This is a genomic window from Mesorhizobium sp. 1M-11 (assembly GCF_001303895.1).
Classification (GTDB): Bacteria; Pseudomonadota; Alphaproteobacteria; order Rhizobiales; family Rhizobiaceae; genus Mesorhizobium.
Genome location: NZ_LJSD01000056.1, coordinates 54,509 through 74,339, shown reverse-complemented (window position 1 = coordinate 74,339; position 19,831 = coordinate 54,509). Strand labels below are relative to the sequence as shown.

General features: G+C 59.9%; 13 protein-coding genes. 7 read left to right on the top strand and 6 right to left on the bottom strand.

Features of this window, described 5'->3' with window-relative positions:
- Positions 1–11: 11 nt before the first annotated feature.
- The 6 genes from tssM to AO692_RS24715 all read left to right on the top strand — a co-directional run bounded on the left by tssM (position 12) and on the right by AO692_RS24715 (position 11,445).
- Entirely contained in the window at positions 12–3,542 is a 3,531-nt protein-coding gene (tssM, locus tag AO692_RS24740; protein ID WP_200911779.1) for a type VI secretion system membrane subunit TssM, read from the top strand.
- Between the two features lie 135 nt (positions 3,543–3,677).
- The gene (locus tag AO692_RS24735; RefSeq protein ID WP_054312783.1) at positions 3,678–4,457 is read left to right on the top strand and encodes a protein phosphatase 2C domain-containing protein; all 780 of its coding nucleotides are present in this window, start codon (positions 3,678–3,680) and stop codon (positions 4,455–4,457) included.
- On the top strand, positions 4,454–6,679 hold the full coding sequence (locus tag AO692_RS24730) for a serine/threonine-protein kinase (protein ID WP_054312723.1): 2,226 nt from the start codon (positions 4,454–4,456) through the stop codon (positions 6,677–6,679). The genes AO692_RS24735 and AO692_RS24730 overlap by 4 nt, the downstream gene beginning before the upstream one ends.
- Positions 6,680–6,685: 6 nt before the next feature.
- A complete protein-coding gene (locus tag AO692_RS24725) occupies positions 6,686–7,189 on the top strand; it encodes a DUF1036 domain-containing protein (protein WP_244483481.1) in 504 nt (167 codons plus the stop codon).
- Complete coding sequence (locus tag AO692_RS24720) at positions 7,186–9,600, top strand: M23 family metallopeptidase (protein WP_054312722.1); 2,415 nt, start codon at positions 7,186–7,188, stop codon at positions 9,598–9,600. The genes AO692_RS24725 and AO692_RS24720 overlap by 4 nt, the downstream gene beginning before the upstream one ends.
- Before the next feature lie 231 nt (positions 9,601–9,831).
- Entirely contained in the window at positions 9,832–11,445 is a 1,614-nt protein-coding gene (locus AO692_RS24715; protein ID WP_054312721.1) for a caspase family protein, read from the top strand.
- A 78-nt stretch (positions 11,446–11,523) separates the two neighbouring features.
- Here the strand turns inward: AO692_RS24715 and AO692_RS24710 are convergent, their stop codons facing one another.
- The gene (locus tag AO692_RS24710; RefSeq protein ID WP_200911778.1) at positions 11,524–12,060 is read right to left on the bottom strand and encodes an OmpA family protein; all 537 of its coding nucleotides are present in this window, start codon (positions 12,058–12,060) and stop codon (positions 11,524–11,526) included.
- A 177-nt stretch (positions 12,061–12,237) separates the two neighbouring features.
- On the opposite strand from AO692_RS24710, the gene AO692_RS24705 reads away from it, so the two are divergent.
- Positions 12,238–12,828, top strand: coding sequence for a hypothetical protein (locus AO692_RS24705; RefSeq protein ID WP_244483480.1), 591 nt, complete (start codon positions 12,238–12,240; stop codon positions 12,826–12,828).
- An 8-nt stretch (positions 12,829–12,836) separates the two neighbouring features.
- Here AO692_RS24705 and AO692_RS24700 read toward each other — a convergent pair whose 3' ends face one another.
- The 5 genes from AO692_RS24700 to AO692_RS24675 form a co-directional block, all read right to left on the bottom strand.
- On the bottom strand, positions 12,837–14,075 hold the full coding sequence (locus AO692_RS24700) for a caspase domain-containing protein (RefSeq protein WP_244483479.1): 1,239 nt from the start codon (positions 14,073–14,075) through the stop codon (positions 12,837–12,839).
- A 7-nt stretch (positions 14,076–14,082) separates the two neighbouring features.
- Positions 14,083–15,525, bottom strand: coding sequence for an OmpA family protein (locus tag AO692_RS24695; RefSeq protein ID WP_244483478.1), 1,443 nt, complete (start codon positions 15,523–15,525; stop codon positions 14,083–14,085).
- Between the two features lie 909 nt (positions 15,526–16,434).
- Positions 16,435–17,496, bottom strand: a complete 1,062-nt coding sequence (ugpC, locus tag AO692_RS24685; protein WP_054312778.1) for a sn-glycerol-3-phosphate ABC transporter ATP-binding protein UgpC — start codon at positions 17,494–17,496, stop codon at positions 16,435–16,437.
- Positions 17,497–17,575: 79 nt separating this feature from the next.
- Complete coding sequence (locus tag AO692_RS24680) at positions 17,576–18,874, bottom strand: D-tagatose-bisphosphate aldolase, class II, non-catalytic subunit (protein WP_054312718.1); 1,299 nt, start codon at positions 18,872–18,874, stop codon at positions 17,576–17,578.
- Positions 18,871–19,824 (bottom strand): SIS domain-containing protein, encoded by a 954-nt coding sequence (locus tag AO692_RS24675; RefSeq protein ID WP_054312717.1) that lies wholly within the window; start codon positions 19,822–19,824, stop codon positions 18,871–18,873. Before AO692_RS24675 ends, AO692_RS24680 begins: the two co-directional genes overlap by 4 nt.
- Between the last annotated feature and the right edge of the window lie 7 nt (positions 19,825–19,831).

Sequence of the window (19,831 nt, the reverse complement as noted above, 5' to 3'; positions counted from 1 at the left end):
GAATGGAACTGATGCGCTGGATGCTGCGGATATTCAGCGTTCTCGCGCTCACCGGCTTCTCGGCCGCCATATGGTTTGCCGGACCGCTGGTCGGCTTCGCCGACAGCCGCCCACTCGGTTCCGTCTGGCTTCGAGCGACGCTCATCGGAGTGGCCATCGCTGTGCTCGCGCTGTTTTACGGCATCCGTTTCTGGCGAAGGCGCAAGGCGCAACGAGCGCTTGAGACAGCCATCGTGCGCAGCGACGAACAGAACGACGACGCGCAGGCGCTCGAAGCGCGCATGAGTGAAGCCGTTGCAACGTTGAAGCGGACAACCGGCAAGCGCAATTTCCTCTATGATATCCCTTGGTACATCGTCATCGGTCCGCCCGGCGCGGGCAAGACGACGGCACTGGTCAATTCCGGGCTGAAATTTCCGCTGGCCGGTTCCGGCCATGCCCAGCCTGTAGCGGGTGTTGGTGGTACGCGATCCTGCGACTGGTGGTTCACCGACGAGGCGGTCCTGATAGACACGGCCGGTCGCTACACGACATTCGAGTCGGATCCTGCACGCGACAAAGCGAACTGGCTTGCCTTCCTCGAATTGCTGAAGAAATACCGCACCAGGCAACCGATCAACGGCGTCATCCTCGCCATCAGCCTCGCCGACATCATCGGCCTCGACGACCGGCAACTCGACACGCATGTCACTGAAATAAGGGGCCGCCTGCACGAGCTCTACGAAACGCTGAAGATCCAGTTTCCGGTCTATCTGCTTTTCACCAAGGCGGACCTGGTCTCCGGTTTCATGGATTATTTCGGCGATTCCGACGAGATGCGCAGGCGTAAGGTGTGGGGCGCTACATTCCAGACCACTGAGCGCACCAGGAACATGGCCGGCGAGGCACCCGCCGAATTCGACGCATTGGTCAAGCGCCTGGGGGAAGAGGTCGTCGATCGACTGCAGGAGGAGACCGATCCGGTTGCGCGGATTGCCATCTTCGGCTTTCCGGCTCAGTTCGGTGCACTCAGAAGCCGGATCACGCATTTCATCGGCGGCCTGTTCGATGCCTCCAGACCGCAGGCGAATGTCAGCCTGCGTGGGCTCTATTTCTCGTCCGGCACTCAGGAGGGAACACCGTTCGATCAGGTGCTGGGCGCGATCGGACGCGGTTTCGGCAGCACGTCACAGCCACACCTTTCCGGGACTGGAAAAAGCTTCTTCCTGCACGATCTGCTGACCAAGGTGATCTTCCCGGAATCCGGCTGGGTCTCCTTCAACAGGGTCGCCGAACGGCGCGCCAGGCTGGCCAGATTTGGTGGTCTTGCGGCGATCGCGCTGGCGGCTGTGGCAGCTCTCGGCGTGATGGGCCTCAGCTTCTTCGCCAACAGGTCGTTGATCGCTTCAACCAGACAGGCGATGGCACAATATCGTGACAGCGCGGACTCCCTGCTCAAGAGCACGACCGTGACCGATGTCGACCTGGAAAACGTCATCGGGCCGCTTGACCAGTTGCGCAACCTGCCGACCGGTTTCGAAAGCGGCAACCAAGGCAAGCCAATCGAGGAAACCTTCGGACTCAGCCCGCGGGAGAGACTTTCATCGGCTTCAAGGACCGCCTATCGGCAGGCGCTTGAGCGGACCTTCCGCTCCCGCCTCCTGGTTCAGGCAGAGCGGACGATCCAGACTAGAATGTCCGATCCGGCTACGCTCTACCAGCCGCTGAAGATCTACCTGATGCTGGGCGGCAAGGCGCCGAAAGTCGATGACGAGTTGATCGTCTCATGGATGAAGCAGGACTGGGAAGAAAATCGTTATCCAGGAGAAAACAACCGCGAAGGCCGCGCTCAGATCGAAAAGCATCTGCGTGCCATGCTTGTGCTCGATGACGCCTATGATCCGCTCTTCGAACTCAACCAGCCACTGATCGAGGCTGCACAGCGCTCGCTCGGTCGAATGAGCCTGGCTGATCGCGCGTCGGCGCTAATCAAGTCGGCGGTCTACGGTGCAAGGTTGAGGGATTTCTCCATCGCGGCCGGTGCAGGCCCTCAGGCCCAGCTTTTGTTCGAACGCATGGATGGCGGCGACCTGGCCGACCTTCATGTTCCAGGTCTTTACACCCACGTCGGGTTCAATCGCTTCTTCCTGCCACAGCTTTCACGCATCGCGCAGATGCTTGTCGACGAGCAGTGGGTACTGGGTGGCGGCGGCGAACAGGGCGGCATCGACCAGGACCTGCCCAAGCTCGGCTCTGAACTCGTTGACCGCTACGGCAAGGAGTTCGCCACCAGTTGGAAAGGCGCGCTCGATCAGCTGAAGTTCAAGCCGATGCTGAAGGACAAACCGCAATACATCGCGCTCTCAGCCGTCGCAGCGCCGGACTCCCCACTTGACCAGCTGTTTACCGCAATAGCCGAGGAAACCGCGCTGACGAACGACGACACCATCTCCGAGGGCGAGACCGGCATTGCGCAGGACGATCTGGCCGGTATGGCCAAGGGTTTGGCCCGCATCGGCTTGCAGATCGCCAGGGGCAAGTCGCAAAGCCGTGCCGGCACAAGCTCGGCCCTTGCACAAAATGCCGGCGCAAGCGTAGAGGCACAGTTCCGGTCTTTCCAGACGCTGGTCAGCGGTACTGCCGGGCGCCGACCTCTCGATGCACTGACCCAGAATTTCCGCGATATTTTCCAGAGCTTGAAGCTCTCGGCCGATGTTCCCTCGCAAACCGAACGCGTCAACGCGAACCTTCGGCTGCAGATCTCGACGCTACGCGCCAATGTCTCGCGCCTTCCCAAGCCGCTCGCGCGCATGGTGACCACAGCGGCGGACGAGTTTGAGGGCGATGTCGCCGAGACCTCGGTAGTCAACCTCAACCAGAACCTCGATCAATCCGTCACGCGCGCCTGTGAGGAGGCGGTCAATGGTCACTATCCCTTCGCCGGCGACGGCACGGAAGACATCCCGATGGTGGATTTCGCCATGCTGTTCGCGCCTGGCGGAGTGATGGATCGCTTCTTCGCGCAGAACCTTGCGCCACTGATCGACATGACGGGCCAGGAGTGGACCTGGAAGCAGGACGTACGATCCAGCCGAGGCCTCGCCAAATCGACCTTGAAGGCGTTCCAGTCCGCTGCGGAGATCCGCAACGCCTTCTTTCCTTCCGGTGGCTCGGCGCCGTCAGTCAACATCACCTTCACGCCCTTCTCGCTCAACGGCGACGCCGACAGCGCAGTCCTGACTATTGACGGTCAGACCGTACAAAGCAGTCAGGCCGGGAACGTTCCAAGCACGGTGACCTGGCCGAATGGCACCGCCTCCGCCTCTGCCAGCCTCAGCCTGTTGCCGGACATGCCCGGCCGCGAGTCCGCGCTGAAATTCGACGGCCCGTGGGCGCTGAAACGGCTGCTCGACAAAGCCACCATCACCAGCAATGGCGGCAACACCGAAGCTCGCTTCGTCATCGGGGGACGCGATGTTGCATACACGATCCAGGCGGGCTCTGGAGCCAATCCCTTCCTGCTGCCGGCGTTGTCCGGTTTCAGCTGTCCCAAGGCTTTCTGAGATGGTTCAACCACCGAACAGCACCAGCTCCAGCCGTCATTTCGATACTCTAAAGTACGCGCTTGTGGCAAAATGGCATGTGTACGCGGCCCATCGTTCGTCACAGAGGACGCTCGCGAAGCGTTTGGTGGCAATTTGAGCACTGTCGCCCTTCCCGTCGAGAGCTTCGGGGTGAGTCACAAGGGCTGTGTGCGCGATCACAACGAGGACAATTACCTCGTCGAACCGCAGACCGGCCTTTGGGTGGTAGCCGACGGCATGGGCGGGCATGAGGCTGGAGAACTCGCCTCCGCCAGCATCGTCGACCATCTGGCAACGATCGGCATTCCGAGCTCGGCGCCAGATCTTCGTGCTCGCTTCGAGGACCGGCTCAACCGCGCCAATACCGAGATCCGCAACATCTCGCGCTCTCGCGGCATCACGATAGGCTCCACCTTTGCAGCCCTGCTCGCTATGGACGGCCGCTTCGCCTGCCTGTGGGCCGGCGACAGCCGCATCTATCTGGTTCGCAACGGTTTGATCACCCAGGTCTCGAAGGATCATTCGGAGGTTCAGGAGCTGCTCGACCGTGGCGTGATCAGCGCGGAAGAAGCCCTCACATGGCCTCGCCGCAACGTGATCACGCATGCGGTCGGCGTCAGCGATCAGCTCAAGATCGATTTCCAGCAGGGCGTGTTGATGCCAGGCGATGTTTTTGTTCTGAACACCGACGGGCTGACCGCGCATGTCAGCGACGCCGAGATCGAGGCGGCAGTCAAATCTGCGGAACTGCAGGTGGCCTGCCGGAGCCTGCTGGAGACGGTGCTGGCACGTGGCGGAACCGACAATGTGACCATTGTGCTTGTGAAGATGGGCGACGAGCGCAACGGGAAGTTGAATTCGGATCGCTCCGGAGCGGAGGGGCTCGCAAGATGAGCGACGACGACAAGACACGGCTATCGGCGAACGTCGCCTATGCGGGTGTGGGTACGCAACTCAGCACCATCTATGAGCTCGACGAGAGGATCGCATCCGGTGGCATGGGCGAGGTCTATCGCGGCCACAACATCCAGACCGGCGATCACGTCGCGATCAAGATCGTGCTGCCCGAATTCGCCCGCGATCAGACCATACTGTCCCTGTTCCGCAAGGAAGCGTCGATCCTCAATCATCTGTCGCATGACGCCGTCGTCCGCTACCACGTCTTCACCATCGATCCAGGGATTGGCCGGCCTTATCTCGCGATGGAGTTCGTGGATGGCCCGTCGTTGTTCGACATCATCCGGCTCGGCGCCATGCCTTTGCCAGACGTTCGCCGGCTTTGCCATCGCCTCGCGTCGGGGCTGAGCGCAGTGCATCAGGCTGGCGCCATTCATCGTGACCTGTCACCCGACAACATCATCTTGCCAGGCGGTCGGGTCGAGCGCGCCAAGATCATCGATTTCGGCATAGCGCGTTCCGCTACCGTCGGAGGAGAGACACTGATCGGCGGGAAGTTCGCCGGAAAATACAATTATGTTTCGCCGGAGCAGCTTGGGCTCTATGGCGGCGAAGTCAGCGAGCAATCCGATATCTACAGCCTTGGGCTGGTGCTGGCCGCAGCGCTGCGTGGGAAGTCGCTGGATATGAGCGGCTCGCAATTCGAGGTCATCGAAAAGCGCCGGACCGTGCCCGACTTGTCGGATATCGACCCCGATTTCCGCGACCTCCTGGAAGCGATGCTGCAACCGGATCCACGCGACCGGCCGGCCAGCATGGCAGAAATCGCCAGGATGACACGGGACGACGACCTCGACGCGACAACGCCGCCATCATTCACTGCGCGCGAACGCTCGGGGTTGCAGCGCTCCGGGGGGACGACGCCGCCCGACACTCAGCAGCCTCCGCCTCCTGGCGAACAGCACTTCGTTCAGCACGTGCGGCCAGCGCATCTGTCGCAACCCGCACCAGCAACGGCTTCGTCCAGCCCGCCGACCTCGGCCCCACCACTACCCCCTTCACGGAGGCCATTGATTGCCGGCGGCGCAGTGGCACTGATCCTCTTAGCCACTGCAGGTCTTTATTTCAGCGGTGTCCTGTCGCCCCTGCCGGAAAAGGCAGACCCATCCGGTCCGAACCCAACCGCTGAAGCGCCCCCTGCGTCTCGGCCAGAGAAGATCGCCAGCAACAACCGGACACAAGGCTCGCAGCCAGTCGAAACACAGCCTGCGCAACCTCCGACGGGGAATTCGGATCAGCCAGCCACCGGGTCACCCGCGGCCAATGCGCCCGAGACGAGCCAGGCAGAAACCGACAACAAGCCGACTCCGGATACCAAGCCGAAGGCAACCGAGCCCAACATATCGAACGTCGACGACAAACTCCCCAAATCGCCGAAGGCGAATGAGCCGGCCTCCGCCGAAAGCCAGGAACCGGTGCAGCGGGAAACGCCCCCTCCACCCCCGCCGGCCAACAAGCCACAGGGAAACGACGACGTCGCGGTCAATCTGCCCAAGCCAGAGAGGCCGTCGACCAAGGGGAGCGACGTAGTCGTACAGCCCGCTTCTTGGGTGCGCGACTTCAGCGGCGGAGACTGTTTCTACGCGTCGCTGACATCGGCGACCAATGGTGCGCCAGCCATTGAAGGCTTCGGAACGGCTGTGCAGCCGTTCGAGCGGATGCTCGGTGATTTCCGGTCGAGGTTCCATCTTGAGCCGGAGATTGGCGTTCGGCTCATCACCCAGCCACAATGCGAGTTGACCGGCTTCCTGCGGTATTTCGATCGCAATAGCGCCGAACGGCCGCAACTCACCCTCGACAGCATATCGGTGCCGGATGGCTCGGCGATAAGCGGCACGCTGGTTACGGGTGGCGGGCTTGTCTCGAACGTGATGCTGATCGACCACAAGGGGATTGCGTTCAACCTCGACGACCGCATGGTCGCACAAACCGACAAGGCCGCGTTCAGTATCCCGATCGGTCTTGGCACCACTGACAAAGCGGCCGGCAAGGCGGTGCCGCAGATCATACTCGTGATCACCGGGCCGCGGGACATCCAGGCTGCAATGTTTGCGAGACCGACGCCGGCCTCGGAGTTGTTGCCCAGGATTCTCAGGGAGATCGAAGCTGACGGTTCGCAATTTTCCGCGACCGCCAAATATTTTCGACTTGGCGGATAGATATGGATGCCGATGGACCGCCGCTGCCCTCGTTTGTCCCAGCCACCATCACGCAAGCGGCGTGGCTGGTTTCGAATATGGCCTGAGGTCTCCGGCCGCATTGCGGTCGCCACGCTGGTCGGCGCAATGCTGCTGTCGGTCCTGTCGATCAACCGCGCCCGCGCAGAATTCACGGTGTGCAACCAGACGCTGGACGTCGTCAATCTCGCTGTGGGACAGAAGGTCGACAACGCCGACCAGACCGATGGCTGGTGGACCATCGGCGCCAATCAGTGCGTAAACGTCATCCGCGAGGAATTGGTCAACCGTTACATCTATCTCTATGCGACGGATGTCTTCGGCCACGCGATCCTCAACGGATCGGTCGAAATGTGCATCGACCGCCACCGCTTCTCGATACGCGGCATCGAAGAGTGCTGGCAGCGCGGCCATATCCCAGCACATTTTGTCGAAGTCGATACGCTCGAGCAGGCGCGCTGGACGTATTTCCTGACCGGAAACAGCCCGTGACGCACAGGATCGACACGAGCTTCAGGCGGAAGAAGCAGGCACGCCTGAACGAGCGCCGGCGCAGACTTTGGCGGAGCATCTTCGGCGGCCTTGCGGCGCTCGCCCTCGTCTCAATCGCCACCGGCTTTTATCTCACCAAGGACTATTGGTCGTTCGGTGACGAAGATGAGGAGTTGCATCCCGTCGAAGGCATGGAAGACATGCCACCCGATGCGCGGGTTTATGTGCCAGCGATCATCGACCTCGCCGGTGATCCGATGTGGATCACGCTCGCACCAGATGCCGACACGGCAACGAAAGGCCGCGAGATCCCGCGCCCGGCCGAGCTCGACAGTTACGGAGTATCTCCGCAGATCGAGATTCTTTCCGACGTGATGCTGAGCGTCGGCGAAAGATTCATGACCACGATCCCGTCGACACAGGAGGACTTCGCATTCTTCCAGGCGCAGCGACAAGCGGCTCCAAGGACTTCGGCACCGGCTGCCACCGATCAACACCCGGATCCGCCGGCGCCACCCGGGCCTGCCGATCAGCAAGGCGACCTGGAAAACGACCTCCAACCTGCAGCAGACGATGGCGCAGCTTCGGCTCAAGGCCCCGGGGGCGATGTGGACGATCCTGAAGCCGGCTGGGGGGAGACCATCGACCAGGGCGAGGCAGCCCTGCCGGCGTTCAAGAAAACCGCTATCGCCAACACCACCACGGTTGCGACAGTCACCAGCGAATATCAGCGCTTCGAGGCAACCGAGGACACGTTCGTTAGGATATTCAACGCCCGCAGCCTCGATAGCGTGGCGCTCGACGCGCATTTCTCCGCGGATGACGCGAAACTGGCAGGCGAGGCGCTGAAGACTCTCTTCAACCGCGACGGACTTGAGCCCGGCTTTGTCGTCGCGCTACGCGGATTCCGGCCGAACCGTGAAAAGACGACAATGTCGCTCATGCAGGTTTCTGTCTACGCCAGGAATGTCTATGTCGGCACGTTGACACGCAGCACGGCGGGCGCTTTCGTATCGGGCGTCGACCCGTGGGTCAGCGACGACCTCTTCAACTATTCCGGCCCCTCCGATCAAGGCGGCCCCAAGCGGCAATATCGTCTGCTCGACGCGATCTACTCGACGGCCGCGCGCAACAAGGTTCCGACAAGCGTTATCGGCGAGGCGATCATGTATCTGTCGCGCGGGCAGGATCTGGATGCCTTTGCCAGCGAGGACCAGCGCCTGATGCTGATCTACTCGCAGACGCCGCGCGGCCAGGACGAGCATTCCGGAAGGGTTCTTTATGTCGGTGTCTCAGGTGCCGAGAAGAACCTGGACTGTTTCGTATTCCAACAGAGCGACGGCCAATATGCATGCGTCACGGGCAACGACGAAGTTCATTCCCTGACCGTGGTCAACGGCATGGTCACGCCCGTGAGCGGCGTGATGACCTCGACCTTCGGCCCACGCAAGCATCCGATCCTCGGTACGGTTCGAATCCATAAGGGGACCGACTGGGCCGCTCCGGTCGGCACACCGATCGTCGCGGCATTCGACGGCGAAATCACCTTCCAGGGCGACGGTGGCGGCTATGGCAATCTGGTGAAGATCGCCCATGCCAACGGGCGCGAGACGCGTTATGCCCACATGCAGAAATTCGCTATCGCAAGCGGCATCGGCACAAAGGTGAAGGCCGGCGACGTCATCGGCTATGTAGGAACCACCGGGCTTTCGACGGGCCCGCATCTTCACTTCGAGCTTTATCAGAACGGCGAGGCGATCAATTCTCTTGGGACGGTTACCACGGTTGCCACCAGCAATTTCGGCAGTTCATCCGATGTTGCTGTGGAGACGCTGACCGACCGGATCGTCCATGTAGAGAGCGGCGGCAGCGCACGCGCCAAGAACCCGAATTCGTCTGCAACCGGCGCTGGCCAGTTCATCACAAGGACCTGGATCCGGATGATGAACACCTATCGCCCTGATCTGGCCAGAACGCTGTCGACCGCTGACCTGCTCGCGCTTCGCTACGATGCCACGCTCTCGCGTGAGATGGTGCGCAACCTGGCACGCGAAGGCGAGGCCTATCTGCGCGGGCGCGGGCACCAGATCACCGCTGGACGGCTCTACCTCTGTCACTTTCTTGGCATGGAAGGGGCGCATCAAGTATTGGCGGCGCCGGGGGCGTCCCAGTTGAGCGCGGTACTCGGATCGGCTGTAATCCAGGCCAATCCGTTTCTCACCGGCAAGACAGCCGGCTACGTCATCGACTGGGCTGAGCGCAAGATGGGACAGAAGGTAACACGTGTGGCAGCCGGTAGGAGCCAGCCGACGACAACGCAAATTCGTCAAACATCGCCGGAGTTTGAAAAATACAAGCAGGCAATAACAGCGTTGCTTGGCTCGATCCAAAACCCGCTTGAACGAGGTTAGCCAAATCCCGCGTTGCGAGATCAACACGCTCGCCAAGTCGATTGGTTTTCGGGTCGCTGAATGGTATACTGAAGACCTCTTTGCAGAGGTTTTATTAGGCGCCCGCGAGCCGAGAGTGTGACCGGGATCACATACGCCCAGAGCCATTTTTGGCAGAAGCGACTTTGTCGCTCACGCAATTGAGCATGCACAGACATCAATTACGCGCCCCTACGGGTGGAGGGCTGATCCATGAAAGCGTTCGCCGTCCTGTTGACTGTATTCATTCTCGTCGCCCTGGCCACCTTTGGCGTCCAGGCTGCCGCACCCGATGCCAAGCGTGTCGCGCTGGTCATCGGCAACAGCAAATATGTCAATGCCGTTGCATTGCCCAATCCGGCGAACGATGCCCGCCTCATTGCGTCCACACTGCGCAATGCCGGCTTCGAGGTCATCGAAGGTGTCGACCAGGACAATGCCGGCATGCACAGCCTGATCGGCAAATTCACCGAGGAATCCTACAACGCGGACCTTGCCGTTATTTTCTACGCCGGTCATGGTATGCAGGTCGACGGCAAGAATTATCTCATCCCCGTCGATGCAGAGCTGACGTCTCCCGCCTATCTCAAGACCCGTACCGTTCAGATTGACGAATTCATGGCGGCGTTGCCGTCCGATCCCGCGGTTGGCATCATCATCCTTGACGCCTGCCGCGACAACCCGTTGGCACGTACGCTGGCCGCAGCATTGCCGAAAAGCCGCTCGCTGGGCGCTGGCCTTGCTCCGGTCGATGCAAAGGCCGACGGTGTCGGCACCGGCGGCGTGCTGATCGCTTATGCCACGGATCCCGGTGCCATCGCTTTCGATGGCAACGGTGTCGACAGTCCCTATTCGCTGGCGCTCGCCAAACACCTGACCCAACCCGGCGTCGAAATTCAGAGCGCACTGACACGCGTCCGCGGTGAAGTTACGGAAACGACACAAGGCCGGCAGCGGCCGTGGCACAATGCTTCGCTGGGACGCGAGGTATTCCTGGGCAAGCCTATCGCGCAGGCGGCCGCACAAACAACCGAGCCCGTGATAGCCCCAGCCAAGACGACGGCCGCCACTCCAGCCGTCGGCGCGCCGCTATCCTGGGAAATCGAGCAGCGCCTTTGGGATGAGGCATCGAAGAAGAATGCCGTCCCGTTCTACGAAGCTTATCTCGAACAGTTTCCGAATGGCCGCTTCGCGACGGTCGCGAAGCTCAACATCGATCAATTGAAGGACCCGAAGGCCGGCGACAAGCAGATGGCTTCGCTGGACGCCAACGGAGCAAACAGCAATCCGGGTTCAGCCGTGCGCACCACCATCGGTATCACCGACGAGATGAAGCAGACACTCGGCACTGAGGAGACTGAGAGCGCGATCGGGCTGGACCGCAACGGCCGCATTGATCTGCAATTGCGCATGGAAGCGTTGGGCAACGAGCTCGGCCTCGCCGACGGTAACTTCGGCCCGAAGACTCGCCAGGCAATCGGCGTCTGGCAGGGAAAGAACGGTCTGCCGCGGACCACCTATCTGACGCGCGAGCAACTGACATTCCTGGCAATCCAGACCGACCCGATATTGGATAGGATACGCGCCAGGAACACAGCCGATCAGGCCCGTGCGGCACCACCCAAGAGGCAGGTCGTGCAGAAGACTCGCACACTCAAACCAGTTGCACAGCAAAAGCCGCGCAAGAAGCAGCAAGTTGCCCAAAGGAGACGCAACAGCGATATCGAGGTCCGCGACGCACCGCCTCCAAGAGACAACAGTGATTTCCTATCCAAAGCTCTGATCTTCGGTACCGGTGTAATTGTGGGTGGCGCGCTGAAAGACTGATCTTTGACGATCAGCAGCTCCCCGCTTTGCTGTAAAGCACCACCTTCGCCGTGATCGGTCAGCGGGGCGCAGGCCGTTCTACTCGGTCCTGATCCGCATTTCCACGCGGCGATTGACCGGATCGTAGGGATTGGCGACACGCGGATGTGACTTGCCCAAGCCGATCGCTTGCAGACGCGCCGGCTCAACGCCATTCGCTGTCAGGAAAGCTGCCACCGACTGGGCCCTCCGCTGCGAAAGATCCTGGTTATAGCGATCCGTGCCGGTCGCATCGGTATGCCCTTCGACGACGAAGCTGAACGTGCTCAGTCGGCCGTCGCCCAGCGCCTTAGCGAACTCGTCGAGTTCACTGCGCGCAGTCTGGTCGAGCTGAGCCGAATCCAGGGCAAAATTGATCATCATATCAAGGCCGGCCTTTGGCGGCGTCATACCGGTCTTTTGACCCTTACCCTTGCATTCCTCCTCGGTCCCAACGCAGATTCCACGTGAGACACCAAGGCTGCCTTGCCCGGTGAAAAACTTGATGATGTCTTCCGATTTTCGAAGCGGATCAGCGGAAACATGCGTCGAAAAAAGCAAGGCCGCTAATACCGAGGCTAAGCTGCCCCACCGCATAACCGTCTCTCCTGCCTGAGCGGATTTCGCTGGCGCAAAACATACCAAATCCGAGAGCAATTGTCTGTGAGCAAGCTCACGCAGCCGATGACCACAGTCTGCTATAGCTGAAACTTGACCAGCGCTTAGCTGCAGGCTTGAGTGTTATGCTGCTCCTGCTTGAGGGGTGTGTTAGCCATGGCCAATGAACTTGGATACAGATCTGCACGGGATCTTTTCCTCGCTTGCCCCGCCATCGCCAGGGACATGAAGTCGCCCGCTGCCGAACGCCCCCCGCTCGAGTTTTGCCGCGCCTTGCTCGTGGGACGCATTCCCGAAGAAGCGATTACGTTTTGTGCCTATCTCTTGCCCGAGCGGGCAGCAGTTTGGTGGGGCCATGAGTGTCTGCGCAACCTCGCGGAACTCCTTACCGATGGGGATGTCCAATTGCTGGCGATTGTTCACGACTGGGTTGCAGAGCCCGACAACCCGCGGTACCGGGCGGCCTTGAGTGACGTTGTCGATGTTTCGCCGGTGACCCCGGCTGCCTGGATTGCTCTTGCAGCGGCATGGCGAGACCCAGCCTTCAATATGGCGTCGACCGGATTTCCCGCCGCCCATGCCATCAACGCCGGAATTCTGACGGGGCTGGCGAGCGTCTCATTGGTAGATCGTTTTGCCGTGCTTTCGGCCTTGGTCGAAATGGGCATTCACATCGTGGAGATGGAAGCGCAATCGGCCGATGCCTCCCGGTTTTCCGATTGGTCGAGCCGAGTACCTTCAGCCTAGTTCCAACATTATTGGCAGCCGCTTTGCGCCCATCGGGCCAACGCCACTTTGAAGCGCGTCCCAAGCGGGTGCTGGAGGCGCAGGACAGAGACGTCGTTCGTGACGAAGTTCTTCGCCTGCTCGCAAAGCCGCGCTTCGTTCCATTGATGGCAGTTGTCGCAATGCTTGCCCTGCCACACCGACTTGTCGAGCCCCTCGACCGGGCTGAAGAGCGGTTCGCTCTTGATCAACTGCGCAATGCTCTTGCCGTCGATTGCCGGGTCACCGAATTTGATCGGGCGCTCGAAGAAGATCGGTTCGTCTGTTGCCAGTTTCGGGATTTTCTGACGCAGGACATCGAGAGCAAGCTGATCGCTATTCTGGCCGGTCGACACGCCCGTATTACGCGTCCCGGAATTGGCTTCCTCTTGCGGCGTGCTGGCCTCCCCGACAATCAGCGGCGCGTTGAGGTCGACTTTGTGCAGCACGACCTCAGTGGTCAACGAAACATTGATCCAGGGTCGCTGCTTGCCGTTGGTCGCTTTGAAGACGTCGCTGGTTACCCTGTTGACGGCTTCGGTGATGGAGATGTTGGTTTCTCCGATATGTTGCAGCAACGCCTTGGTGAATGGCGAGTGATCGCCGGATCCATCATAGGTCAGTTGGTTTGGACTGGCCGCGAAGGTGACCAGCGTGCCGGCGCCTCCATTCTCGATCGGAATCTCGGCAAGGCCGCTGCTTGCACCTTTGACACCGGCGGTCTTTGTCAGAACCTGCGCAAGCGGATTGTCCCGGCAGGCATCTAGGAATACCAGCCTTATGCTGGTTTCGCGCGACATCTGGCGCAGGACAAAATCGACCGCCACAGCCTCGAAGTCCAGTGAAGTTTCATCCTCAAGCGCGGCGTCGATCGGAAGCAGATAATTCTTGCCTGACACCTGTAAACCGTGGCCGGCGTAAAAGAAAAGCGCGATATCGGCCCCACGCACCTGCTTGGCAAACTGGGCGACTGTGGACTGAGTCTGCTGCTTTGTGAGATCGAAGCCGGAAACGACCTCGAAGCCGAGGGTCTGCAACCGCTCAGCCATGGCCTTGGCATCGCGTACCGGGTTTGGAAGCGCTGCCGCATGCTGATACTGCGAATTGCCGAGCACCAGCGCGACGCGACGCTCGGCATTGGCGATGGTCATGCTCAGAAGCAGGGCGATCACCATCAATCCAGCGACACCAAACATGGTACGGTAAAGGGTGATCACACCGGAGCCCACGACAACCTCAGTTGGCGAGCTTGCTGGTGGAGAACTCGATCCGCCGGTTGAGCGCCTTGTTCTTGGGCGTATCATTGGCGGCAACAGGCCGTTCCTCGCCGTAGCCCGCAGCACTGATCTGATCGCGCGGCACGCCATCGACCACCAACGCGTCCATGACCGCTTGCGCCCGCCGCTCCGACAGCAGTTTGTTTGCTTCCGACGAACCATCGGAATCCGTGTAGCCGGACACTTCCACCTTAAGGGTCGGGCATTTGCCGACGACACCTTCGACCTCTGTCAGCAGTGGGCGGCTTTTGGCATCGAGCCTAGCGCTCGCAGGGCGAAAATAGATCGCGCCGGTGCGCGAAAGCACGGTAAATCTGTTCTGACATTCCTGATCGCTGAAATTGGCTTTGGAGGCATCTGTGGAGATCGGACCAACCGCGGCCGCCGAGACAGTCTGGATCATGGCCGGCTTGCTGCCATCCACGGCAAAGACGAAATCGAAAGAAACCGACGCGGTAGGCACGATATTGGTCACATTGGCCGCCTCTTGCAGCTTTTCAATGTTCGGCAGCAAACCAAAATCTTCGACACGGACGGCAACCGGCGCTTCTGACGCGACGGAGACCTGAGTGTCATTGATCATGGTGACAATGACGCTCGCCTCCAATTCCCTTTCAACGCCATGCAGACTGAGGCGGAACGGCAAGGCAGTCTTCACCCTGCGCCTGGTTGCAAGATCAGCGAATGCGGCAGGATTGACCTTCGCCGTCACTTCCGCCGTCGGGTATGTGAATGTCTCGAAGAATAAGAAGCGCATGCGGACATTGCGAAGATCGACGCCGGTATCGACCGAATTGAGGTCGAAGCTGATCTTGGCGTCACCAGCCGAACTCAGCGTTCCAGAGATGTTCCTGATCTTGTTGGTTTCGACGATCGTGTTCTTCTTGACCGACTGGTAGGTAAGCACGGAAGCCGACGGATCGAGCGTCCAGTTTGGCTCAGCGCTCGCCGTCTGCGATCCGAATATCAGCAAGCCAAGAAGCACGAGGGCGATCATGCCAAGCGATTGGGACGTGGGCCTCGCTTCGCGCCAGAACGCAACGACTTCAAACATGGAACGCCCCTGCCAGGAGAACCAGCTCTTGCAATCAAAATTATAGATCACTTGTGTTTGCTTGGCGAGCAAATCCGGCACACTCCGGTATCCCGCCACGCATATGGTAAGGCCCCGCAACGTCTCTGACATTGCAGGGATCAGGGTGGCGTTAAGCATGCGATATTGCAGCATGGCAAATCCTCCACTGCGCTCATTCGGCTTATCGCAGGAACGCAGCTTGCGGCGCCGCAGTCTGTTAAAGATTTCACGTTCCGACGGGATGGCGATGCATAACCACAATGTTTGCCGCCCGAAAAATCCACAAAAGGTTAGCTCCTGGTAAAATAGTATTGTCTTTCTGCTCAATCGCGACTGCATATCCGTACGATATGCTTTGCACATCTAGAGAACGGGACGTAAAATTTGCCCGCGGCGGCGACCCACCATGTTCTTCTCATTAGATCCGTTTTTCAGCGGCGCTCGACACTCGGGAGGATAGTGCCCCGCCTGTCCCGAGACTTTGCGGATGCCCTGGGAGGCGGCGACCTGCCAAAGCCATCTGGCCGCTTTCGGTCGGTACCCGGTTGCTGGATTACCTCCGCAGAAATCAACGCTCTGCAGCCAACCCGATAGGACCGTATAGGCGAGAGGTCTAAGGCCCCCTCTTCGCCCAGTGTAGTTTATTCAGAATAGTTATTTCATCGGGGTGCGCTCCAATTCGAGCGCAAACACTGGCTCTGCCGGTCGGGGGTGACGATGGTAGCGGTCTCCCGCCACCATCGCCCCCCCGACACGGCGACACGCATGTTGGGGTGGACTTTTGGGGCTTGCACCAGAAGCGCCAATCTCCCCCGCAATTCGAGCTTGAAGCCGTCACTTTGCGGGATCACCGTTACTTGCGCTATCAGGTTTCGGATTTTCTCGGCAGGCTCTCTGTTATCGCGCAACAAACCTTCCAGGCAGAGAGGCATCTTCCCGGCGGTCGTTTTTTGAGCATCTGTTCCTACGGCTCCGTAGCTGCGCCTCCGGCATCCGCAGGCATAGCCGTGCGTCAGTGGGTTTCCTGGCCGGTAGCAGCCGCACATCATGACCGTGCGATGAACGCGCGAACTCAATAGTGCGACGAACTGCCGGCCTCGATCCCCGCCGAGCTTTGGGGCACACTCTCGAGATGCCAGAACGCGCCTGCGGGTCAGCTTTCAGCGAACGACAACCTCGCCCCCCGCACCCACGCCGTGGACTTGATTCGCGCCACCTATCGGACGTCGTTTTCAATCAAAGCCGTCTGCCCGTTATTCCGTCGAAAAGATGCAATTTGCCCAGGTCGGGTATCAGGGACAACGTATCGCCAGCGGAGACTGCTATTCGATCCCGCAACGCCACAACAACATTCTCAGCGCCGATACGGCAGACGATCTGCGTTTCGGCGCCGGTCGGCTCGATGAGGATGACTTCGGCATCGACACCGCCTTCACCGATCGTAACGTGTTCGGGTCGTAGCCCGTAAACCACCTCTGCCCCCCGTTCGAGGTCAACCTTTCCTGGGAGAGGCATGCGGCCACCATCCGCAGCGATGAACTCGACCGGGCCGTCAGTGCTGATATGTCCGCGAATGAGATTCATACCGGGCGAACCGATGAAGCTGGCGACAAAAAGATTGTCCGGTCGGTCATAAAGATCCAGCGGCGAGCCGATCTGTTCGACATAGCCGTCTCGCATGACCACGATCCTGTCGGCCATTGTCATCGCCTCGACTTGGTCATGCGTGACATAGACCGTCGTGGTACGAAGGCGTTGATGCAGTTGCTTGATTTCAGACCGCATCTGGACACGCAGCTTGGCGTCCAGATTGGACAGGGGTTCATCGAAGAGGAAGACCTGCGGCTGACGCACAATCGCCCTGCCCATCGCCACACGCTGCCTCTGACCGCCAGACAAGTTGCGGGGATAGCGATCGAGCAGATTTTCCAAGCCAAGAATCCGTGCAGCGTCGCGCACGCGCTGTTGGATCTCGTTCTTCGGCGCCTTGGCCAGTCGCAGCGAGAATCCCATATTCGCTTCAACGGTCATATGCGGATAGAGAGCATAGGACTGAAATACCATGGCTATGTCGCGGTGTTTCGGAGCGACCTCGTTGACTACCTTTCCGCCGATCGCGATATCCCCGCCGCTGATGTCCTCCAATCCGGCGATCATGCGCAACAAGGTCGATTTCCCACAGCCGGAAGGTCCGACGAGGATGACGAACTCTCCGTCCTCAATCTCTATACCCACACCATGCAGAACTTCGACATGACCATAGCTCTTGCGGACATTAGTCACGCTTACTGACGCCATCATAATCCCCAGTTAGTGTTTGGTTTGACTTCCTGCGCAGTGATCGACCACGTCGATCGCACGAAGCCGTGGAACAGACCTATGCAATCGTCGCGGCAGAATAGGGCCCTAGAGCCATCTCGATCGCCGCAATGCAGAGATCCCGCGCGCGAGGCGGAACCTTCTTGTCGATCACCGCCGGATAGATCCGGCCGAGATACTGACTGATCAGCGTTTCCGGAATATCGCCATCCAGACGTGTAAACAGGCTCTCGACGGCTGACACTGCGCGCTTGTCCGGCCAGTAGTAGCGGATTCGATCGCTATAGCTGAAATGCCGCTGCAGCCGCTGTTCCTCAGCTGATCCGCCATAGTACGAGCCCCACGACTCTGGCTTTTCAAGCATTGTTTTTTCCATGATCGCGTAGAGCGAAACCGACGACGCCTCGGCCGCGAGAACCTTCGCGATGGCATCGAGGCCATAAAGTGCCTCGCGCAACGCAAAAGTCAGACCAGGGCCGACCTTTAGGATCGCGAACCCGCCGTCCACGAGCGCTGCAAGGGCATGAGCAGGCTGATAATCCGTGGAATGTGCCTCAAAGATCAGACCCGGCATGTGGTCCAGCGCACTGACCAGCGCATGCGTCCGATCTGGTCTGTAAACGGCAACATCGGCATTGCTGAACTCGACGCCAGGCTGAACAACGATGCCGATCACGCGCTCGATCGCTGCTTCTATACCGGCTTTCGCAAATGCAGCATGGTGCACTTCAAGCGTGTTTAACGACGCCTCTGGCCGGGTGATTTCCAGGTCATCAAGAGCATGCGAGGCACCACCAGGCGGTGGAACCTCGGTACCTATGATGTAGACAGGCGCCCGATGGCCGGATCGAAGCGCGGCATCTTCCGCCACCCTCGCCAATCGGGCAGCGCGCTCTGCGGTCAGTTCGTCGGTTAAGGCGACCGGTTCGCCGGCACAGCCCATAGACGTGTCGAGATGGATCTTTTCAAATCCAGCCTCGACATATGCCGCCATCATTGCTTCGGCGCGGACCATCGCATCATGCGCAGGAAGCTTCTTCCAGGGATTCGGCCCGAGATGATCGCCCCCGAGGATAAGGCGCTCAACGGGAAAGCCGACCGCGGATGCTATGTCTTCGACGAAACGTCGAAAATCGCGCGGCGTCATCCCGGTATAACCACCCTCCTGATTGACCTGGTTACAGGTTGCCTCGATCAGGGCCGCCGAGCCCTCGGAGGCTGCATGCTTCAGCGCCGCCTCGATGACAAGCGGATGCGCGGAGCAAACCGATGCGATCCCGCGAGGCAATTTCGGCATGCGGTTGCGAAGGAGTTGCCTCAGCGCGGAACTGCGATTGTGTTTGACGGACACGTTCATCCCAGCATCACGACTTTGGTCAGGTGACGGGGGGCCATGGTGTCGACTCCTTTGGATTGCGCCGCGCGCTCGCCAAGAATCTGCAAGGCGGGAAGTGCGCAAAGGCCTGCAAAGGCGGGATCGCAACCGACATTCAGTTCCAGGTCGCCGGGACCGCCGAAGCCGATGACGGTCGCTCCCTTTTCCCGCACCTCGTCGACCAGCAGCGCTTGCGCGGCCTTCTGATCGGCACCGTAGAGCATGACAACGACGGTCTTTTCGTCGACGAGGCTGATCGGTCCATGCCGATACTCCAGCGGATGGAAGCCCTGCGTGACGATCTGGCTCATTTCCATCAGCTTCAATGCGCCTTCCAGGGCGATGCCGTACAGCGAACCGCTGCCGAGGAAAACGAAATGCGAATGTCCCGCGAGGATTCCGGGCAGGCCTGCGTCGAGTTGATCGGCCAAGCGGCGCGCAGATGAGACGATCGATGGCGGGATTTGAGCCCCGATCATCTGCATGCCCAAAAGCAGCATCAGACTTGCCGAAACTGTCATGACGATGCCTTCTTCGTCATGGGTTTCCGCTTCGATCAGCGTGTCACAATTCTTGGCAAGCGAACTTGTTGCCTCAACGGTGATTGCGCTGACATGAGCTCCGGCGATGCGGCTCGCTTTGGCCGCGGCCACGGTCTCAGTGGTTTCACCGCTACGGGAAAGTGCCACCACATGAGTCGATTTCCAATCCGGCCAGGATAGCTTTGGATGATTGAGCCATTCCCCGCCGGGAACTGCGATTGCAGGCTGGCCAGCCGAATTGGAATAGGTAGCAAGCGAAAGCGCCAGATTATAAGACGTACCGCAGCCGACGAAAACCTTCAGCTTTGAATCGGAAGCAGCTGGGATCCTGCCCATCGCCTTTTCCCAAAAGGGAAACTGTTCAAAGATGACTTTTTCTGTCGTATTCATAGTAACT